Origin of the sequence: Streptomyces sp. NPDC088707 (assembly GCF_044752725.1) — a bacterium.
Taxonomy (GTDB): domain Bacteria; phylum Actinomycetota; class Actinomycetes; order Streptomycetales; family Streptomycetaceae; genus Streptomyces.
The window spans coordinates 809,462-828,583 of the sequence record NZ_JBIVLV010000001.1; the positions used below are offsets into that span (position 1 = coordinate 809,462).

A 19,122-nucleotide genomic window follows, 5' to 3' on the forward strand; every position below is an offset into this window, starting at 1 on the left:
GGTCTTCGCCGCCCTGCGCGTCACGGCTGCCGGCGGCCATCGGTGGTGCGGTGACACGGTACCGGTCGTGCGGGTACGGGCCGAGCGGGGGTGCGGGCCCGGCCCGGGGTGCCGGGCGGGGGTGCCGGGCGCCCGCCCCGCCGTAGCACCGAGTCAGCGGGGAATCAGCGGGGAGTCAGGCGTGCGATCGCCGCGGCTCCGGGTGAGGCGGCTCTGCCGGCTGCGCCGTTGCCGTCGCCGGCCGCGTCGGCCGTGTGCACGATGTCGCCGATGTAGCCGTCCGGGCGGACGAGCACGATCGTGTCCTCGGTGATTCCGTACGCCGTGAGCAGGGCCGCTTCGTCCGTCGTACGCGGTCTGGTGTGCGTCAGCGCGGTGTGGCGGCGCAGCGGGACACCGCTGGGCGGCCAGGGGAGGCGGTCGAGGGCCGTGGCGGCACCGGCGCCGAACGCGAGAGCGGTGAAGTGCGGGCCTCGGTAGAGGTCGAAGAGGCGGCTCGCCGACCCGATCGCCTCCGCCGTGCCCTTCCTTCCGGCCACTCCCGCCGTCTCCGCCGTTTCCGCCGTCTCCGCCCTCCTCTGCGTCGCCACCGGCAGCGCCGCGTCCGGCGCCCGGTCGCCGCAGCGCAGGTTCGCCGTGCGGGGGGCGTCGGCCGGGGCCAGGGGGCCGCCGAAGTACGAGATGCCCAGCTGGTGTTCGTCGGGGCCCCGGGTGAGCCCGCCGGGGCGGGTGCGGCGCAGGCCCTCGTACAGCTCGGTCGAGCGGCCCAGGACCTGCGCAGCGACCGGGCGCCGCTCCCGTTCGTAGCTGTCCAGGAGGGTGTCGTCGGCCCCGGCGAGGACCTGCTGGAGTTTCCAGCCGAGGTTGTGGGCGTCCTGGACACCGGTGTTGAGCCCCTGCGCGCCGGCGGGCGTGTGGACGTGGGCGGCGTCGCCGCACAACAGGAGCCGGCCGTTGCGGTAGCGCTCGGCGAGGCGGATGTTGGGGCGGAAGACCGAGGTCCAGCTGATGTCGCGCAGGGTGAGGGAGGTGCCCGCACGGCGGCGCAGGAGGGCGGCGAGGGCCGGGCCGGTGAGGTCGACGGGGTCGTCGGGGCGGATCTTGATCATGATCTGGAAGCGTCCGTCGTCGCCCGGCAGGGGGCACGCCGCGATGCTGCGCCCGCGCGGTCGGGGCCAGACGTGCCAGTGGTCGCGGGACAGTCCGTCGACGACGGCGTCGACGAGGATCATCCGGTCGGTCCCGTCCGTGGTGCCCTCGAAGGCGATGCCCGCGGCCTTGCGGACGGTGCTGGAGCCGCCGTCGGCCCCGACCACGTACCGGCTTCCGAGTACGCGGCCGTCCTCCAGGCGTACCGTGCACCCCTCCTCGTCCTGGGTGATCTCCACGGCGCGGGCGCCGAAGTCGACGCGCACTCCCAGGCGTTCGACGGCGTCGTGGAGGAGGGCGGTGGTCGCGTACTGAGGGAGCAGGAGGACGTCGGGGTAGGGGGTGCCGATGCTGTCCGGGGCGGTGGCGTGCATCTGCCAGGCCTTGGTGAACGGGCCGACGTGGAGGCCCATCGGCGGGTAGGCGCCGCCGGCCGCGCGGGCGGCGTCGGCCAGGCCCAGGTCGTCGAGGACCTCCAGGGTGCGAGGCTGGATGCCCTTGGCCCGCGATCCCTGGAAGCGCTTCTCGTCGCGCTCGACCACGCGTACCGGGATCCCTCGGCGGGCCAGGTCGAGTGCGAGTGCGAGACCCACGGGTCCCGCGCCGATGACGGTGACGGCGGTGTCGGGCGCGCGCGCCGCCGCGGTGCCTGTGTCGTGCGATTCCGGCATGTCCGATGCTCCTCGCCGCCCCGGGTGCGCGAACGGGTACGCGCACCTCGACCGAACGTTTCGGATACAGCGTATCCGAAACCGGGATCCCCGGGTGCGCGGGACGCTCCCGCGCACCCCGGAGGTCGGCTCGCCGTCGCCCCGGCCCGACCCGTGCCCCGGCTCGGACCGTGCCCCCGGCTCAGCCGTTCGGGAGGATGACCGCTCGCCCGTTGACGCGCCCCTCGTGCAGCCGCTCGTAGGCCTTCGGAGCGTCGTCCAGGCTGTACGTCTCGGTGTGGACGTCGACGGCGCCGGCGCGGGCCAGGTCGAGCACCTCGATCAGCTCGGCCCGGGTTCCCCAGTACGGGGACGCGACCGAGACCTCGTACGGCAGGGAGCCGAATCCGACGGGCAGGGTGCCGCCGCCGAGACCGACGACGGTGACGTCGCCCTCGACCGCGACCATCGCGCCGGCGGCCGTCACGGTCGGCTGGACGCCCACGAAGTCGAGGACCACCTCGGCGCCGCGTCCGGCGGTCAGTTCACGGACCGCGGAAGCCGCCCCGGCGTCCGACAGCACCGCCTCGTGCGCGCCCACGGCGCGGGCCAGGGCCAGCTTGTCCTCCGTGACGTCCAGGGCGACGACCCTGGCCGCGGTCATGGCGCGCAGCAGCTGGATGGCGACGTGGCCGAGTCCGCCGGTACCGATGACGACGGCGGTGCTCCCGGGAACCAGCTTGGGAAGCGAGCGCTTGACCGCGTGGTACGGGGTGAGGCCGGCGTCCGTGAGCGGTACGGCCTGGACGGGGTCGAGGCCGGCGAGCGGGACGAGGTGCCGGGGACTGTCGACGACCATGTACTCGGCGATGGCACCGGGGGCGCCGAGTCCCGGCGGCCTGATGCCGAGTTCGGCGGCCCGCAGGCAGTAGTTCTCCTTGCCCTGGGCGCACTTGGAGCAGCTGCCACAGCCCCAGGGGCCGTAGACGGCGACGGCGTCACCGACGGCGATGCCCTCGGCGCCGGCACCGAGGGCCGCGACCGTGCCCACGCCTTCGTGGCCGAGGGTCAGCGGCAGCGGGAAGGGGAGCTGGTCGGCGGACCAGCTCATGACCGCGATGTCGGAGTGACAGACGCCGGCGGCGGTGACCTTCAGGAGGACCTGGCCGGGGGCGGGTTCCGGGTCGGGGACGGTGACGACCTCGGGCGGGGCGCCCACCGTGCGGTACTGCAGTGCCTTCATGACGCTTTCCTTTCGAGCTTCTCTTCTTTCACCCGCGGGCCCGCTGACTCAGCGGGCGGCGTAGGCCCCGCGTCGGGGTGATGGCTGCCGTGGACGAAGGACGCACGCTCCGGGACGCCTCCTGTCCGATGCCGGCGAGGAGGGGCGTGTCGAGGTAGCCGGGGCCGACGGCGTTGATACGTACCCCCTGGGAGGCGTACGCGAGTGCGGCCGTCTTGGTGAGACCGACGACGCCGTGCTCGGCCGCGACGCAGGGGGCGCTGCCGGCGGAGCCGTACCTTGCCGGCGAACTCCTGTTGGTCGGCGGTCCGGGCTTCGGCGGTCCGGGCCCCTGCGGTCCGGGCTTCGGGGTGTGGGCGTGGGTCATGGGGGTTCCTCAGGCGGTCGTACGGGTTTCCACCGGCGGCGGTTCCGCCGCCAGCAGGCCGAAGGCCTCCTCCACCAGGGCGGGGAGCGCCTCCCGGGGGCCGTCGAGCACCCAGGCGCGGGTGGCGGCCAGGAGCGTGGCGGCGCCCGATCCGACGGCGACGGCGGGCCGCAGGTCGCGTTCCGGATCGGCGCCGATGCGGGCCGCGACCAGCCGGACCGACGCGGCCTCGCCCTCCAGGAGGACGCGCCGGAGGACGGCGCGGAGAGGGGCGTCGGTCTCGGCGAGGCGGAGGATCTCCCGCACCCCGTCGCGGCGGTGCCAGGCCGGGGAGACCGGATCGGCGAGCCAGCTCCGCAGAGCCGCCCGGTAGGCGGTCAGCGGGGCCTCGCTCGCCGGGCGGGCGGCGAGGGCTCCGTTGATGCGTTCGCAGTCGGCGCGGAAGCCGTCGAGGGCGGCTTCCTCCTTGGAGCGGAAGTAGCGGCTGAAGGTTCGGCGGGAGACGCCGACGGCGTCGGTGACGTCCTCGACGGAGACCCCGGCCGGTCCCCGCTCCAGGACGAGCCTCAGCGCGGCCTCGCCGAGCGCCTCACGGGTCCGCGTCCCCTTCGGGCCGTGCCGCAGGATGCGGCTTCCTCGCTCCGTACTCATATGTGCACCGTACATCTAATAATGTCCCAGTGGGACATTCGGAACGGATTCCCGTGTCACACGGCACAACGTCCCTTGTGACGACTTATCGCCAATAAGCCCTATGACTCGCATGGACGGAGCCTGGCTGGGCAGATCGTCGGCGGGCCGATCGGGCCCGCGCGAAGGGAGTGTGCCGTGCTGTCCGACCTCTTCGACCGGCTGTTCAGACGCCGCGGCTCAGGCAGCCGCCCCGGGACGAGCCCCCGGGGACCCGCCCGCACACCGGGCAGGGTCGTGCTCGACGCGGACTTCTCCTCCGCCGAGCAGTGGGTCGCCGGCCGCTCCTGGGCCTATCCGGGCGGCGGGCCGACCAATCCGGGCGACAACAAGCTCGACCACCTCGTGGAGGACCCCGCGTACAGCAGGACCGGGGTGTTCCGGGCGACCCGTCGGCCCGACGGCAAGTGGGATGCGGGGCTGCTCACGACGGAGGGCAGCGCCGAGGCCTTCCTGGTGCGGGCCGACGACGTCCTGGAGGCGCGGGTCCGTCTGCCGGTGGAGACGGGCGCGTGGCCGGCCATCTGGACCTGGCTCGACGGCGGACAGGAGATCGACGTCTTCGAGTACCACCCCGACAACCCCGATCTGCTGGAACTGTCGAACCGGGTCAAGGGACGCCACCTCTACTACCGGAACGCGGCGATCCGCCCCGGCGCCTGGGTCGACCTGCGGGTCGAGTTCGGCGCCCGCAACGTGGTGTGGTGGGTGAACGGCGCGCGGGTCTTCGACGACCGCCGAGGGGTGGGGCGTTCCTGGCGGGCACACCTCATCGTGAACCTGTCCGTCTGCGCGGGCCGCTATCACCCGGCGCCGGACCCCGGGGTGTCGGAGATGTCGTACGAGGTGGCGCAGTTGCGCGTGTACCGGGACTGACCCCGTCGCACGGGGGCCGACGGGGCGGGTCGTGACGGCCCGTGACCCGTGGGATCGTCGGCGACGCGCGCGGGAGGAGGGGGATGCGGGCCCCGGAGGAACGGGCGTTGCGTAGGCTCGAACAGAGCTTTGCGCGCACCCGCACCGTGCCGCCCGTACGACGAGGAGGACCCTCCCATGAACACCCCCGACGAGGGACGGCAGCAGCAGCTGGACGTGGCCAGCGTGCTCAACGCGAAGACCACCCTCCTCCAGCTTCTCGCCCGGGCGGGGGTCTACACCGGCGACGCGGAGGAGCTGATCGGGCTCGTCGAGGCCGGCGCGCTCGCCCTCGCGCACACGGAGATCACCGAGGCCCGGAGGAGCGCCCCGCGGGAGAAGGGGGAGGTCTACGCTTCGGGCTGGTCCGACGGCGCCCTGGCCGTCACCGACGAACTCGGCGACGTCGCCGAGCGCGCCCTGATCCGCGCCGTCACCACCGGCCCCTCGGCCGACTCCCCCGACGAGCGCTCCCCCGTCGGGCGGGCGGAGATGGAGCGGGCCAAGGTGGCCGTCACCCCGCTCTACCTCTCGTTCGCCGATGTCTCCGACCTCGACCCGGAGGTCACCGAGCAGGTGCTCGGCGCGGTGCTGCGCACGATGAGCCCGCGGCAGCGGGCCGGATATCCGGGACGGCTGACGCAGTTCGCGTCCGCCCACCACGCGCACCTGGAGCGGTTGTACGCGGAGTACGGCCCGGGCAGCCCGATCGCGATCCACGGCCGCTACTCACTCGTCCACTCCCCCACCAGCGTGGCCGTGCTGGAGCGGCTGGCCGAGACGCCGACGGCCCTGCACGAGGAGTGGGACGCGGCCGAACTCCCGCCGGCCTGGCTGGACGGCCTGACCACGGCATGGGGGTCACCGGCCTGACGGCGGGGCCGCCCACCTCCCGCGGCCCCTCCAACTCGGCTCCAGTGGCGGGCCCGTCGGGCCTCGCGCGGCTCCTCCAACTCGGCTCCGGCGCGGAGTCGTTGAAAACCTCTCACCTGACGCGGTGCCACACTTCCGCGGTTCCGCCGACAACTCTACTTAGGTTAGGCTAAGTTAAGTTTCGGTGTGCCGACCTGGGCTGTCACCCCGCCGGTGCACCGACGTCCCCCACGCGTCAGGAGAGACGGAAGAACATGACCACACGGGTCGCGGTGGCCGGCGCCAGTGGCTACGCCGGCGGGGAGATCCTCCGCCTGCTCGCCTCTCATCCCGAAGTCGACATCGGCGCCCTGGCCGCGCACAGCAGTGCCGGTCGCGCCCTCGGCCAGGTGCAGCCCCAGCTGACCTCGCTCGCCGACCGGATGCTGACGGAGACCTCGGCGCAGACGCTCGCCGGGCACGACGTCGTGTTCCTGGCACTGCCGCACGGCCAGTCGGGCGCGCTCGCCGGGGAGTTGGACGGTGACACCCTGGTCGTCGACTGCGGGGCGGACTTCCGCCTGCGCGACCCGGCCGAGTGGAGACGTTTCTACGGCTCCGAGCACGCGGGCACCTGGCCGTACGGGCTGCCCGAGATGCCCGGCGCCAGGGACGACCTGAAGGGGGCGACGCGGATCGCCGTCCCGGGGTGCTACCCGACCGCCGTCACCCTCGCGCTCTACCCCGCGCACGCCGCCCGCCTCGTGGAACCCGAGGTCGTCGTCGTGGCGGCCGGCGGGACCTCGGGGGCCGGCCGCGCGGCCAAGCCGCAGCTGCTGGGCTCCGAGGTGATGGGGTCCATGACCCCGTACGGCGTGGGCGGCGGGCACCGGCACACCCCCGAGCTCACCCAGAACCTCTCCCTCGTGGCGGGCGAGCCGGTGACCGTGTCCTTCACCCCCACTCTCGCCCCGATGCCCCGCGGCATCCTCGCCACCTGCTCCGCACGGCTGCGCCCGCACGTGGCCGACGGGAGCCTCGACGAGGTCCGTGAGGTCTTCGAGGCCGCGTACGAGACCGAACCGTTCGTCCGGCTGCTACCGCGGGGCCAGTGGCCGTCCACGGCCTCGGTGCTCGGATCCAACACGGTGCAGGTGCAGGTGGCTCTCGATCCGGCCGCCCGCCGCCTCATCTGCGTGAGCGCGATCGACAACCTGACGAAGGGCACCGCCGGTGGCGCGGTGCAGAGCATGAACGTCGCCCTCGGCCTGCCCGAAGGGCTCGGCCTGCCCATGAATGGAGTGGCTCCGTGACCGTGACCGCCGCCCGAGGATTCCTCGCCAGCGGGGTGGCCGCCGGCATCAAGGCGTCCGGCGATCCCGATCTCGCCCTGGTGGTGAACCAGGGCCCCGCACCGGCCGCCGCGGGAGTCCTCACGTCCAACCGGGTCCAGGCCGCACCGGTCCGCTGGACCCGCCGGGCCCTCGCCGACGGCCGGGTCTCCGCGGTCGTCCTGAACTCCGGCGGCGCCAACGCCTGTACGGGCCCCTCCGGCGCCCACGACGCGCGGACGATGGCCGAGCGGACCGCCGTGGCGATCGGGGCGACCCCGGACCGGATAGCCGTCTGCTCCACCGGGCTCATCGGCGTACCCCTGCCCATGGAGCGGGTCACCGCCGGCATCGCCCGCGCGGCGGAGCAGCTCACCTCCGACGGGGGCGAGGACGCGGCCGTCGCGATCAAGACCACCGACTCCGTCCACAAGACCGCCGTGGTGACCCGGGACGGCTGGACCGTCGGCGGCATGGCGAAGGGCGCGGGCATGCTCGCTCCCGGCCTCGCCACCATGCTCGTGGTCCTCACCACCGACGCCGTGGCGGCCGGCGCGTCGCTCGACTCCGCGCTGCGCGCCTCCGTACGCACCACCTTCGACCGGGTGGACTCCGACGGCTGCATGTCCACCAACGACACCGTGCTGCTGCTCGCCTCGGGCGCCTCCGGCGTGACCCCGCAGGACGGGGACCTCGCCGAGGCGGTGCACGCCGTCTGCCTCGACCTCGCCCGCCAGCTCGTCGCGGACGCCGAGGGCGCCTCGAAGGAGATCGAGGTGGCGGTCGTCGGCGCCGCGTCCGAGGACGACGCCGTGACCGTGGGCCGCTCGATCGCCAGGAACAACCTCCTCAAATGCGCCCTGCACGGCGAGGACCCGAACTGGGGCCGGGTGCTCTCGGCGATCGGCACCACCGACGCGCAGTTCGACCCCGACCGCCTGGACGTGGCCATCAACGGCGTCTGGGTCTGCCGGGACGGCGCGGCCTGGGAGCCCCGCGAGAAGGTCGACATGTCCGGCCGCCGGATCACCGTCACCGTCGACCTGCGCGCCGGAGAGGCGTCCGCGGAGATCTGGACCAACGACCTGACCGCCGAGTACGTGCACGAGAACAGCGCCTACAGCTCATGAGCCGAGGGAGTACGAGAATGAGGACGCTCGGCGAGCAGCCCGCCGTGGGAGGCGTGGACTCCGTGCCGCGTGTGGACGTCGTGCGGCGGCCGGGCACCGCGAGGAGTGCGGGCGCCGAAGCACGTGCGGGCGCCGTCGACCTGCCGGCCGCGGACGTCCCGTGGTCCGAGGCGCTCCAGGGCCGGACCGTCGTCGTCAAGTGCGGGGGCAGCACCCTGGAGGACCCGGCGCTCCGGCGGTCGTTCGCCCAGGACGTCGTCGAGCTGTGGCAGGCGGGCCTGCACCCGGTCGTGGTGCACGGCGGCGGCCCCCAGATCAGCTCGATGCTCGACCGCCTCGCCCTGGAGGTCCGGTTCGAGGCGGGCATGCGGGTGACCACCCCGGAGGCCATGGACGTGGTCCGGATGGTGCTCACCGGGCAGGTCCAGCGGGACCTGGTCGGCGCCATCAACGCCCACGGGCCCTTCGCCGTCGGCATGTCGGGCGAGGACGCCCACACCCTGACCGCCGAACGCCGCCCGGCCTGGGTGGACGGCCGGCCCGTCGACATCGGTCTCGTCGGCGACATCGTGGACGTCGCCCCGGACACGGTACGGAACCTCCTCGCCGGCGGCCGCGTCCCGGTCGTGTCCCCGGTCGCGCGCGGTGCGGACGGGCAGGTCTACAACGTGAACGCCGATCTCGCGGCCTCGGCCCTGGCCGTCGCCCTCGGCGCCGACCGGCTCGTGATGCTCACCGACGTCCCCGGCCTGTACGCGGACTGGCCGCGGAGCACCGAGGTGATCCCCCGGCTGACGGCCGGAGAGCTGGAGTCCCTGCTGCCCGGGCTCGCGGGCGGGATGCTGCCCAAGATGGAGGGCTGCCTGCGGGCGGTGCGGTCGGGAGTGGGACGGGTGCACGTCCTTGACGGACGCACGCCGCACGCCGTCCTCCGGGGCGTCCTCACGGAGGAGAACCCCGGCACGACGGTCCTGCCCGACGAGGCGCGGGACGTCACGCGGGCCACCGCCCCGGCCGCCGCGCCGCACGAGGGGGAGACCCCCGCATGACCGTCACCGTCCCTCTCAGGAACCGCTGGCGTGCCGTGATGATGAACAACTACGGCACTCCCCCGCTGGCCCTGGTCCGCGGCGAGGGCTGCACCGTCTGGGACGAGGCCGGCCGTGCGTACACGGACTTCACCGGCGGGATCGCGGTCAACACCCTCGGGCACGCCCACCCCGCCGTGGTCGCGGCGGTCACCGACCAGGTCGCCCGCCTCGGTCATGTCTCGAACCTGTTCGTCGCCGAGCCGCCGGTGGCGCTCGCGGAACGGCTCCTCGGCCTGTTCGGCAGGCCGGGCGGCCGGGTCTTCTTCTCCAACTCCGGCGCGGAGGCCGTCGAGGCGGCCTTCAAGGCCGCCCGGATGACCGGGCGCCCGCGGGTCGTCGCGATGGAGGGCGGCTTCCACGGTCGCACCATGGGCGCCCTGGCGGTGACGGGCCAGCCGGCGAAGCGCGAGCCGTTCCTCCCGCTGCCCGGGGACGTGACGCACGTGCCGTTCGGCGACGCCGACGCCCTGCGCGCGGCGGTCTCCGAGGACACGGCGGCGGTCTTCGTCGAACCCGTGCAGGGCGAGGCGGGCGTGATCCCCGCGCCCGAGGGGTATCTGCGGGCGGCCCGGGCGATCACCCGCGCCGCGGGCAGCCTGCTCGTCCTCGACGAGGTGCAGACCGGGATCGGCAGGACGGGTCACTGGTTCGCGCACCAGGCCGAGCCGGGGGCGGACCCGGACGTGGTGACGCTGGCCAAGGGGCTGGGAGGCGGCCTTCCGATCGGTGCCACGGTGGCGTTCGGAGCGGCCGGCGAGCTGCTCGGCCCCGGCCTGCACGGGTCGACCTTCGGCGGCAATCCGGTGGCCTGCGCGGCGGGTTCGGCCGTCCTGGAGACCATCGCGGCGGAGGGCCTCCTGGAGCACACCGTACGGATGGGTGCACTGCTGCGGACCGGGGTGGAGGCGCTGAAGCACCCCCTGGTGGCCGGGGTCCGGGGCGCGGGGCTGCTGCTCGGCGTCGTCCTGACCGAGCCGGTCGCCATGCGGGTCCAGGAGGCTGCGCAGGAGGCCGGTTTCCTCGTCAACGCCGCCGGCCCCGGGACCGTGCGCCTGGCTCCGGCGCTGACCGTGTCGGCACGTCAGGTCGAGGAGCTGGTGGCGGCGTTGCCGGGGATCCTGGACCCGCGCTAGGCCCTGTCCCCCGCCGGTCCGGGGTCACTCCTTGGCAGGCTCGGTCCGTCCGTCGACGTATGTCGCCACGACCTCGATGTCCCCGATCCGCGAGGTCTCGACGGCCCGGGGATCGTCTCCGAGGACCACCAGGTCGGCGCGCTTGCCGGGCGTGAGGCTGCCCGCGCTGTCGTCCCAGTGGCAGGCGTACGCGCCGGCCACCGTGTAGGCGCGCAGGGCCTCGTCGACGGTGATGCCCTCGTCCGGGCCGATCGGCCGGCCGGAGAGGGAGGCGCGTTCGACCATGAACTGGATCGCGCGCAGCGGCGAGCCGTCCGTGACGGGCCGGTCGGAGCTGCCGACGAGGGTGACGCCGTGGTCGAGGAAGCCCCGGCCCCGGTACATCCAGGGGGCCCGCCGCTCCCCCATGACGTCGGCGTAGTCGTCGCCGAAGGAGCGGAGGAAGTGGGGCTGGATCACGGCGCTGACGCCGAGCCGGGCGAAGCGCGGGAGCTGGTCCGGGCGGATCAGGCCCGCGTGCTCCACGCGGTGCCGGGCGGTCGGCCGGGGCCGGAGCCGCTGCGCGCGCTCCAGGGAGTCCAGGGCGAGGTCGGCGGCGCGGTCGCCGATGGCGTGGACGGCGAGCTGCCATCCGGCGAGGTGGCCGTCGACGATGAGGTCCGCGATCCGTTCGGGCTCGTCCTGGAACTGTCCGGTGTGGGACATGCCCTCGTACGGCTCGGTGAGCGCCGCCGTACGGGCCATCATGCCGCCGTCGGTGTAGATCTTGAGGGCTCCGAGGGAGAGCCAGTCGTCGCCGAAGCCGGTGCGCAGGCCGAGGTCGAGGGCGCGCGGGATGCCGTCGTCCCGGTGCGCGGCACGCGGGCGGAGCGTGTCGCCCGCGGCCATGAGCTGGACGCGGAGGGGCAGTCGGCCCTGGTCCCTGAGGAGTTGGTACGCGCCGAGTTCGACGGGGCTGTGTCCGAGGAGGCCGCCGCCGATGCCGGCCTCGGCGCAGGCGGTGATGCCCTCGGCGAGGCAGGTGCGGCCGGCGCGCTCGATCGCGTCGGCGAGTTCCTCCTGGGAGTACGGCAGCCGGAGTCGCCGTACGGCGGTCATGGCGCTCTCGGCGAGGAAGCCGTCCTGGTGCGGTACGTCGGCCGGGAGGAGGTCGAGGACGGCGCTGTTGACGACGCAGGCGTGTCCGGAGTCGTGCATGAGGAAGATCTTCCGGCCCTGGCTGACCCGGTCGATCTCGGCGGCGGTGAGGTGGCGTCCCAGGGCCCGCTGGTCGTAGCCGGCGATGTCGACCCAGGCGCCGGGCCCGGCCTTCCGGGAGGCGGCCTCGTCGATGACGGCGAGGACGTCCTCGACCCGCTCGCAGGGGGCGATGCTCGGGGTCTCGGCCTTCAGTCCCGCCCAGGCAAGATGGACGTGGCTGTCGATGAAGCCGGGCAGCACGGTGGCGCCCTGGAGGTCGACGACCTCGCGGGCGGGGAGCGAGGTCACGGCCTCGTCCAGGCCCACGATCCGCCCCCGCCAGATGCCGAGGTCGTGGGCGACGGGGCGGTCCGGGTCCATGGTGAGAATGCGCGCGTTCGTCAGCCTCGTACAGAGCATGGGCAGTCCGTTCCCGGTCGCTGTCGCTGTCGCCGTCGTCAGGAGGTCTTGGCCATCAGGGTGTCGGCCGGGGCCGGGGCGTACCCCTTGGGTGCGGCGGGCACCATGAGCGGTGTGCCGGTCTCGGGGTCGGGGATGATCCGGCAGGGCAGGCCGAAGACGTCCTCGACCAGCTCCGCGGTCATGACGGTCGACGGGTCGCCCTCGGCCGCGACGATGCCGCCCGGGCGCATCACGATGAGGTGGGTGGCGTACCGGCAGGCCTGGTTGAGGTCGTGCAGGACGGCCACGATCGTGTGGCCGCGGCGGGCGTGGAGTTCGGCGCACAGGTCGAGGACCTCGACCTGGTGGGCGATGTCGAGGAAGGTGGTCGGCTCGTCGAGCAGCAGGATCTCGGTCTGCTGGGCGAGGACCATGGAGAGCCAGACGCGCTGGCGCTGGCCGCCGGACAGGTCGTCGACGGGGCGGTCGGCGAGTTCGAGGACGCCGGTCTGCCGCATCGCCTCGACCACGGCCGCCTCGTCGTCGGCGGACCACTGCTTCAGGAGGCCCTGGTGGGGGTAGCGGCCCCGGGCCACGAGGTCGCCCACCGTGATGCCGCCGGGCGCGGTGGAGGACTGCGGGAGCAGTCCGAGCCGGCGGGCGACCTCGCGGGAGCGGTACGAGGCGATGGCGGCGCCGTCCAGGTAGACCTGGCCGGTGCGCGGCTTGAGCATCCGGGCGAGGGCGGTGAGGAGGGTGGACTTGCCGCAGGCGTTGGGTCCGATGACGACCGTGAAGGAGCGGTCGGGGATCTCGACGTCGAGGCCGGTCGCCACCGTGCGCTGGTCGTAGGAGAGGGTCAGGTTCTCGGCGCGCAGGCGGGAGCCCGGACGGTTCGTTGCTGTCATGCGCGGCTCTTTCGCGACTCGGTGACCAGTAGCCAGATGAGGTAGAACCCGCCGACGCAGCCGGTGGCCGTCCCCACCGGGAGCAGCGCGGGGGCGAAGAGGCGCTGCACGGCGAGGTCGCTCAGGGCGAGCATGACGGCGCCCATGAGGGCGGACGGCAGCAGGGCGGGTCCGGACGAGCCGGTGATCTTGCGGGCCACCTGGGGCGCGGCCAGGGCGACGAACCAGATGGGTCCGGTCACGGCGGTGGCGAACGCGGCCAGGGCGACGCTGATCACGAGCAGGACGGTGCGGGTGCGGGAGACGTCGACGCCGAGGGCCATGGCGGTGGTGTCGCCCATCTCGACCATGGAGAGGCGGCGGGAGAGGAGGAAGGCGAGGGGAAGGAGCACGGCGACGGCGATGCCGATGGCCTGGGCGTGGATCCAGAGCCGGTTGCCCAGGCTGCCGATCAGCCAGGACTGCGCCTCCAGGGCTTCCTGGAAGGTGGCGCGGGTGATGAGGTACGAGTTGACGGCGAGGAGCAGGGCACTGACACCGATGCCGACGACGACGAGGCGGAAGCCCTGGATGCCGCGGCCGATCATGAGGAGATGGACGGCGAGGGCGGTGGCGAGGCCGCCGACGAGGGCGCCGAGCGCGATCTCGGTCATGCTGCCGTGCAGCAGGACGATGACGACGAGCGCGCCGACGGCGGAGCCGTTGGTGAAGCCGATGATGTCGGGGCTGCCCAGGGGGTTGCCCGTGATGCTCTGCAGGATGGCGCCGCTGACGGCGAGGGCCGCGCCGACGCACAGTGCGGTCACGAGGCGTGGCATGCGGAGGGTGTTGACGACGAAGTCGGCGATCCCGCTCCCGTTGCCGGTGAGCGCCTGGACGACCTCGCCGGCGGAGAGGTCGAAGTCGCCGGTGGTCAGGGTGATCCCGGCGACGAGGAGGAGGGCGACGAGGAGGGCCGCGGTGGCGGCGACGGTGCGGCCCTGGACGCGCAGGGAGACGTTCCCGGAGCGGGTGCGGACGACCCGGCCGGTGATGACCCGGGGCAGGTCCGGCACGGTGCCCCCGCCGGGTCCCTGGCGGGGCGTCGGGTCGGGCGGGGAGGCCTTCGCCTCCCGTACGGCAGTCACAGCATGACCAGCTTTCGGCGGCGGCACAGGGCGATGAACAGGGGGGCGCCGACGAACGCGGTGACGATGCCGACCTGGAGTTCGCCGGGGGCGCCGAGCACCCGGCCGAGGACGTCCGAGCCGAGGAGCAGGACGGGGGCGATCAGCATCGAGTACGCGAACACCCACCGCTGGTCGGGTCCGACGACGAACCGGGCGATGTGCGGTACGGCGAGACCGACGAAGCCGATCGGTCCGGCGGCGGCGGTGGCGGCCCCGCACAGGAGCATCACGGCGACGGCGCCCAGGGCGCGGGTCCGGCCGACGTTCACGCCGAGGGCTTTGCCCATCTGGTCGCCCATGGCGAGGGCGTTGAGCGAGGGGGCGAGGACGAGGGCGAGGACGAGGCCGGTGCCGACGAACGGCAGGGCCATCGCGACGATGTCGTAGTAGCGGCCGGCGAGGGAGCCGACGGTCCAGAAGCGGAACTGGTCGAAGGCTCGCGGGTCGAGCAGCAGGACCGCCCAGTTGAAGGCGTACAGCACGGCGGTCACGGCGGCGCCGGCGACGACGAGCCGCTCGGGGGAGGCGAGTTTCCGGCCGGAGGAGCCGAGCAGGTAGACGCCGACGGACGCGGCGGCGGCACCGGCGAGGGCGAACCAGACGTAGCCGAGCGGGGCGGCGACGCCGAGGAAGGCGATCGCGACGACGACGCCGGCGGAGGCGCCGAGGTTGACGCCGAGCATGCCGGGGTCGGCGAGCGGATTGCGTGTCAGGGCCTGCATCAGGGCGCCGGCCAGGCCGAGGGCCAGGCCGACGAGGATGCCGAGGAGGGTGCGGGGGATGCGGTAGTCGTGGATGATGACCGACGTCTCCGACCCGTCGGGGTTCCACAGGGCGTCCCAGGTGGCGGTGAAGGGGATGCCCCGGGTGCCCACCCAGACGCTGAGCAGTCCGACCAGGACGAGGGCGGCGAGGCCGACGACCAGTCCCAGTCCCCGGAACGCGGCGCCGGTGCGGCCCGACCCGCGCGCGCCGGGACCTGTGGTCCTCTCCGCGGGCTGCTCCTGGGGCTGCTGCCCCTGCACCACCCGGGATTCGACGGACAACGACAACTCCCCCTGGCGGCGGTACAGATGTACGGCGGGAACCTGGCGGCGCGAGACCGAAGGATCACGACTTAGGTGAGGCTAACCGAACCGTGTCGCGAGGTCAACGCGCGGGACGGGAGCGGAAGGGGACCGGCCCGACACCCGCCCGGAGGCTCCGCCGGACCTCCCCGCACCCACCCCGACCCCGGTCGAACTCAGAGTAGGCTTACCTAACCAACCATCTACCTCCGTGAAGGAGTCTCATGCCAACGGGCGGACCGACGGGGGGACTTGTCCTCCGCCAGGCGATCAGAGGACAACGCCGCCGAGTGATCACGGCGTCTCTGCTCGGTATGACCCACCAGGGCTGCGAGGCCCTGGTGCCGGTGGTCATCGGTGCCACCATCGACACGGCGGTCGCCACCGGCTCCACTTCGGCGCTGCTGCGCCTGCTCATCGTCCTCGCCGTGCTCTTCCTGGTCCTGTCGACCTGCTACCGCGTCAGCGCCCGGATCACCGAGGGCAGCGGCGAACTCGCCGCGCACCGGCTCCGGCTCGACCTGGCCACCCGGGTGCTCGACCCGCGAGGCGGCGCCGACGCGAACCGTCTCCCCGGCGCGCTGACCAGCATCGCCACCAACGACGCCCGCCGCGTGGGCTCGGTGGCCACCGTCATCGCGTACGGGGTGTCGGCGGTCGCCGCCCTCGTGATCAGCGCCGTCGCGCTCCTCAGGATCTCCGTCCCCCTCGGCCTGCTCGTGCTCCTCGGCATCCCGCCGCTGCTGTGGCTCGGGCACCGCATCAGCCGGCCGCTCGAACAGCGCAGCGAGGCCGAGCAGGAGCGGGCCGCCCATGCCTCGGGCGTCGCCGCCGACCTCGTCTCCGGACTCCGCGTCCTCAAGGGCATGGGCGCCGAGTCGGCGGCCGTGGCCCGCTACCGCACCACGAGCCAGGACTCGTTGTCCGCCGCCCTGCGCGCGGCGCGCAGCCGGGCCGGGCACGAGGGCGCCGTCCTCGCCCTGACCGGCGTCTTCATCGCCGTCATCGGCGTGGTCGGCGCGTACCTCGCCATGGACGGCAGCATCAGCGTCGGCGACCTGGTCGCCGCCGTCGGTCTCGCCCAGTTCCTCCTCGGCCCGTTCCAGCTCCTCGGCTACGTGAACGCCGAGCTCGCCCAGGGCCGCGCCTCGGCCAAGCGGATCGCCGAGGTCCTCGCCTCGCCCGAGGCCGTCGGGTCCGGTCACGACGCACCCGCCGGCGGGGCCGCGGGACATGTGGCCCTGCGCGGGGTGACGTTCGGCGCGCTCCGGGGTGTCGACCTCGAACTCCCGGCCGGCAGCCTGACCGGGATCGTCGCCCGGGACGCCGCCGCCGCCAACGACCTCCTCGTCTGCCTGGCCCGCGAGGCGGACCCCTCCGAGGGCGCCGTCGAGCTCGACGGCGCTCCGCTGACCTCGCTCGACCCCGACGCGCTGCGCCGGGTCGTCCTGGTCGCCCACCACGACGCCGACCTGTTCGAGAGCACGCTGCTCGACAACGTCCGGGCCGGGGCCGCGGGCGACACCTCGGCCGTCGAGCGGGCCCTCAGGGCCTCGGCCGCCGACGACGTCGCCAGGCTCCTCCCGGACGGCGGGGACACCCTCCTCGCCGAACGGGGCCGCTCGCTCTCCGGAGGTCAACGCCAGCGCGTCGCCCTCGCACGCGCTCTCGCCGCCGACCGGCCCGTCCTCGTGCTGCACGACCCGACGACCGCGGTGGACACCGTCACCGAGTCCCACATCGCCGCCCGGCTGCGCGAGGTCCGCCGCGACCGCACCACGATCCTGGTCACCACCAGCCCCGCTCTCCTCGCCGTGACCGACCGCGTGATCGTCCTGGAGGACGGCGCCGTGCAGGCCACCGGCCGCCACACCGAACTCCTCGCGGCCGACGCGACGTACCGTGCGGCGGTGCTCGCATGACGCTCGCCGACGAGACACGGACGGACAGCCGGCCGCAGCGGGACGAAGGACGGAAGAGAGAGACGGAACAGACCATGAGCGGAACCAGCCCGGACCGCGTGCTCCTGCCGACCGCCACCGGCGCCGAGTCCGTCGCGGCGCTCCGCACCATGCTGCACGGCCACCGGTTCCTCGCCGTGGCGGCGATCGCCGTCCTCGTCGCCGGCACCGCGGTCGGACTGCTCACCGCTCCCCTGCTCGGGCACATCGTGGACCTCGTGGTCGACAAGAAGGGCGCGGCGGCACTCACCCTCCCCCTGGTCCTGCTCGTCGTCGTCGCCGTCGCGCGGGGCGCGGCCGCGGCCGTCGGCAGCACCCTCGTGGCCCGGCTGGGCGAGACCGTCCTGGCCTCGCTGCGGGAGCAGTTCATCGAGCGGGCGCTGCGGCTGCCGCTCGACCGGGTCGAGGCGGCCGGCTCGGGCGACCTGGTCTCCCGGGTCACCAGCGACGTGTCGATGATCGGCAAGTCGGTGCGTCAGGCCCTTCCGGAGTTCAGCCGCTCCGCCCTGACGATCCTGCTCACCTTCGTCGGACTCGCCATCCTCGACTGGCGCTTCCTGATCGCCGCGCTCCTCGCGTCCCCGGTCCAGGTGCTCTCGGTGCGCTGGTACATGCGCCGGGCCGCGCCCGTGTACGGCGAGCACCGCGTCGCCACCGGCGCCCTGCAGCACCAGCTGCTCGACAGCGTCGGCGGTGTCCGGACCGTACGGGCGTTCCGCCTGGACGACACCCACACCGACCTGCTGGAGAAGCGGTCCGCCGCCGCCCGGGACCTGGGCCTGCGGGGCATCCACATCGTCACCGGGTTCTTCTCCCGCCTCAACCTCGGCGAGTTCATCGGCCTCGCCGCGATGCTCGCGACCGGGTTCGTCCTGGTCGACAACGGCTCGGTCAGCATCGGTACGGCCACGGCCGCCGCGCTGTACTTCCACAGCCTCTTCAACCCGATCAACGCGACCCTGTACCTCCTGGACGACGCCCAGTCGGCGGGAGCGAGCTTCGCCCGTCTCGTCGGCGTGTCGAACCTTCCTGCGGAGCGGGCCGAGACCGAGGCGCACGCCGTCGCCGACGGCTCGGTCGAGGTGGCCGGGCTCAGCCACGCGTACGGCTCCGGCGCGCCGGTCCTGCACGAGGTCGACCTGCGGGTGCGGAGCGGGGAGCGGGTGGCCCTGGTGGGCGCGAGCGGCGCCGGCAAGACCACCCTGGCCAAGCTCATCGCCGGCGTCCACAGCCCCACCGGGGGTTCGATCGCCCTCGGCGGGATCGACACCGGGGAGCTGGGCCCGGCCGGGGTGCGCCGCGCGGTGGCGCTCATCAGCCAGGAGGTGCACGTCTTCGCCGGAACGCTCGCCGACGACCTGCGCCTCGCCCGGCCCGGGGCCGACGACGAGGAGCTTCGCGCGGCGCTCGACCGCGTCGGTGCGCTGGAGTGGGCCGAAGCGCTGCCCGAGGGCCTCGCCACGGTCGTCGGCGAGGGCGGGCACCGGCTGACGGTGACGCAGGCGCAGCACCTGGCCCTGGCCCGGCTGGTCCTCGCGGACCCGCCGATCGCGATCCTCGACGAGGCCACCGCCGACGCGGGCAGCGCCGGCGCGCGCGTCCTGGAGGAGGCGGCGGCGCGGGCCCTCGAAGGCCGCACGGGGCTGCTCGTCGCGCACCGGCTGCCGCAGGCCGCGGCCGCCGACCGGGTGGTCGTCCTCGACCAGGGCCGCGTCGTGGAGACCGGTACGCACGAGGAACTGGTGGCGGCGGGCGGCCGGTACGCCGTCCTGTGGGCCGCGTGGTCGGCCAGTCGCCAGGACCCCGGGGAGCAGGTGCCGCGGCCGGCTCCGGACCCCGACGCCCAGGCCGCCCCGGTCGCCTGAGACCGGCGGCGGCACGCCGA

15 protein-coding genes and 1 pseudogene are annotated in these 19,122 nt (G+C 74.0%); 8 read left to right on the forward strand and 8 right to left on the reverse strand.

Annotated features, from left to right (window positions below; translation table 11 throughout):
- Positions 1-164 precede the first annotated feature (164 nt).
- From ACIP84_RS03600 to ACIP84_RS03615, 4 genes and pseudogenes are all read right to left on the reverse strand, one after another.
- Positions 165-1,820: an FAD-dependent monooxygenase gene (locus ACIP84_RS03600; RefSeq protein WP_401794024.1), complete on the reverse strand. Its 1,656-nt coding sequence runs from the start codon at positions 1,818-1,820 to the stop codon at positions 165-167.
- 181 nt (positions 1,821-2,001) lie between these two features.
- Complete coding sequence (locus ACIP84_RS03605; RefSeq protein WP_401794027.1) at positions 2,002-3,042, reverse strand: NAD(P)-dependent alcohol dehydrogenase; 1,041 nt, start codon at positions 3,040-3,042, stop codon at positions 2,002-2,004.
- A 127-nt stretch (positions 3,043-3,169) separates the two neighbouring features.
- A pseudogene (locus ACIP84_RS03610) lies at positions 3,170-3,316 on the reverse strand (SDR family oxidoreductase); the annotation flags it as partial.
- Between the two features lie 102 nt (positions 3,317-3,418).
- A complete protein-coding gene (locus ACIP84_RS03615; RefSeq protein WP_401794030.1) occupies positions 3,419-4,060 on the reverse strand; it encodes a TetR/AcrR family transcriptional regulator in 642 nt (213 codons plus the stop codon).
- Positions 4,061-4,336: 276 nt separating this feature from the next.
- On the opposite strand from ACIP84_RS03615, the gene ACIP84_RS03620 reads away from it, so the two are divergent.
- The 6 genes from ACIP84_RS03620 to ACIP84_RS03645 all read left to right on the forward strand — a co-directional run bounded on the left by ACIP84_RS03620 (position 4,337) and on the right by ACIP84_RS03645 (position 10,551).
- Positions 4,337-4,975, forward strand: coding sequence for a beta-glucanase (locus tag ACIP84_RS03620; protein WP_401795650.1), 639 nt, complete (start codon positions 4,337-4,339; stop codon positions 4,973-4,975).
- Between the two features lie 177 nt (positions 4,976-5,152).
- A complete protein-coding gene (locus tag ACIP84_RS03625; RefSeq protein ID WP_401794033.1) occupies positions 5,153-5,887 on the forward strand; it encodes a hypothetical protein in 735 nt (244 codons plus the stop codon).
- Positions 5,888-6,141: 254 nt separating this feature from the next.
- Complete coding sequence (gene argC / locus ACIP84_RS03630) at positions 6,142-7,179, forward strand: N-acetyl-gamma-glutamyl-phosphate reductase (protein WP_401794036.1); 1,038 nt, start codon at positions 6,142-6,144, stop codon at positions 7,177-7,179.
- The gene (gene argJ / locus ACIP84_RS03635) at positions 7,176-8,327 is read left to right on the forward strand and encodes a bifunctional glutamate N-acetyltransferase/amino-acid acetyltransferase ArgJ (protein WP_401794039.1); all 1,152 of its coding nucleotides are present in this window, start codon (positions 7,176-7,178) and stop codon (positions 8,325-8,327) included. The genes argC and argJ overlap by 4 nt, the downstream gene beginning before the upstream one ends.
- 17 nt (positions 8,328-8,344) lie before the next feature.
- Positions 8,345-9,376, forward strand: coding sequence for an acetylglutamate kinase (argB, locus tag ACIP84_RS03640; protein WP_401794042.1), 1,032 nt, complete (start codon positions 8,345-8,347; stop codon positions 9,374-9,376).
- Positions 9,373-10,551, forward strand: a complete 1,179-nt coding sequence (locus tag ACIP84_RS03645; protein WP_401794045.1) for an acetylornithine transaminase — start codon at positions 9,373-9,375, stop codon at positions 10,549-10,551. Before argB ends, ACIP84_RS03645 begins: the two co-directional genes overlap by 4 nt.
- Before the next feature lie 24 nt (positions 10,552-10,575).
- Here the strand turns inward: ACIP84_RS03645 and ACIP84_RS03650 are convergent, their stop codons facing one another.
- From ACIP84_RS03650 to ACIP84_RS03665, 4 genes are read right to left on the reverse strand one after another with little or no spacing between them, the layout of a single operon-like run.
- Positions 10,576-12,150 (reverse strand): amidohydrolase, encoded by a 1,575-nt coding sequence (locus tag ACIP84_RS03650; RefSeq protein WP_401794048.1) that lies wholly within the window; start codon positions 12,148-12,150, stop codon positions 10,576-10,578.
- A gap of 38 nt (positions 12,151-12,188) precedes the next feature.
- Complete coding sequence (locus tag ACIP84_RS03655; protein WP_355964328.1) at positions 12,189-13,040, reverse strand: ABC transporter ATP-binding protein; 852 nt, start codon at positions 13,038-13,040, stop codon at positions 12,189-12,191.
- Positions 13,037-14,167, reverse strand: coding sequence for a FecCD family ABC transporter permease (locus ACIP84_RS03660; RefSeq protein WP_401794051.1), 1,131 nt, complete (start codon positions 14,165-14,167; stop codon positions 13,037-13,039). Before ACIP84_RS03660 ends, ACIP84_RS03655 begins: the two co-directional genes overlap by 4 nt.
- Positions 14,164-15,261, reverse strand: a complete 1,098-nt coding sequence (locus tag ACIP84_RS03665; RefSeq protein WP_355964326.1) for an iron chelate uptake ABC transporter family permease subunit — start codon at positions 15,259-15,261, stop codon at positions 14,164-14,166. The genes ACIP84_RS03660 and ACIP84_RS03665 overlap by 4 nt, the downstream gene beginning before the upstream one ends.
- Positions 15,262-15,500: 239 nt before the next feature.
- Here ACIP84_RS03665 and ACIP84_RS03670 point away from each other — a divergent pair, with 239 nt between their 5' ends.
- Together ACIP84_RS03670 and ACIP84_RS03675 are read left to right on the forward strand one after the other, a co-directional pair.
- Positions 15,501-17,198: an ABC transporter ATP-binding protein gene (locus tag ACIP84_RS03670; RefSeq protein ID WP_401794054.1), complete on the forward strand. Its 1,698-nt coding sequence runs from the start codon at positions 15,501-15,503 to the stop codon at positions 17,196-17,198.
- Between the two features lie 74 nt (positions 17,199-17,272).
- Positions 17,273-19,102: an ABC transporter ATP-binding protein gene (locus tag ACIP84_RS03675; protein ID WP_401794057.1), complete on the forward strand. Its 1,830-nt coding sequence runs from the start codon at positions 17,273-17,275 to the stop codon at positions 19,100-19,102.
- Positions 19,103-19,122 lie beyond the last annotated feature (20 nt).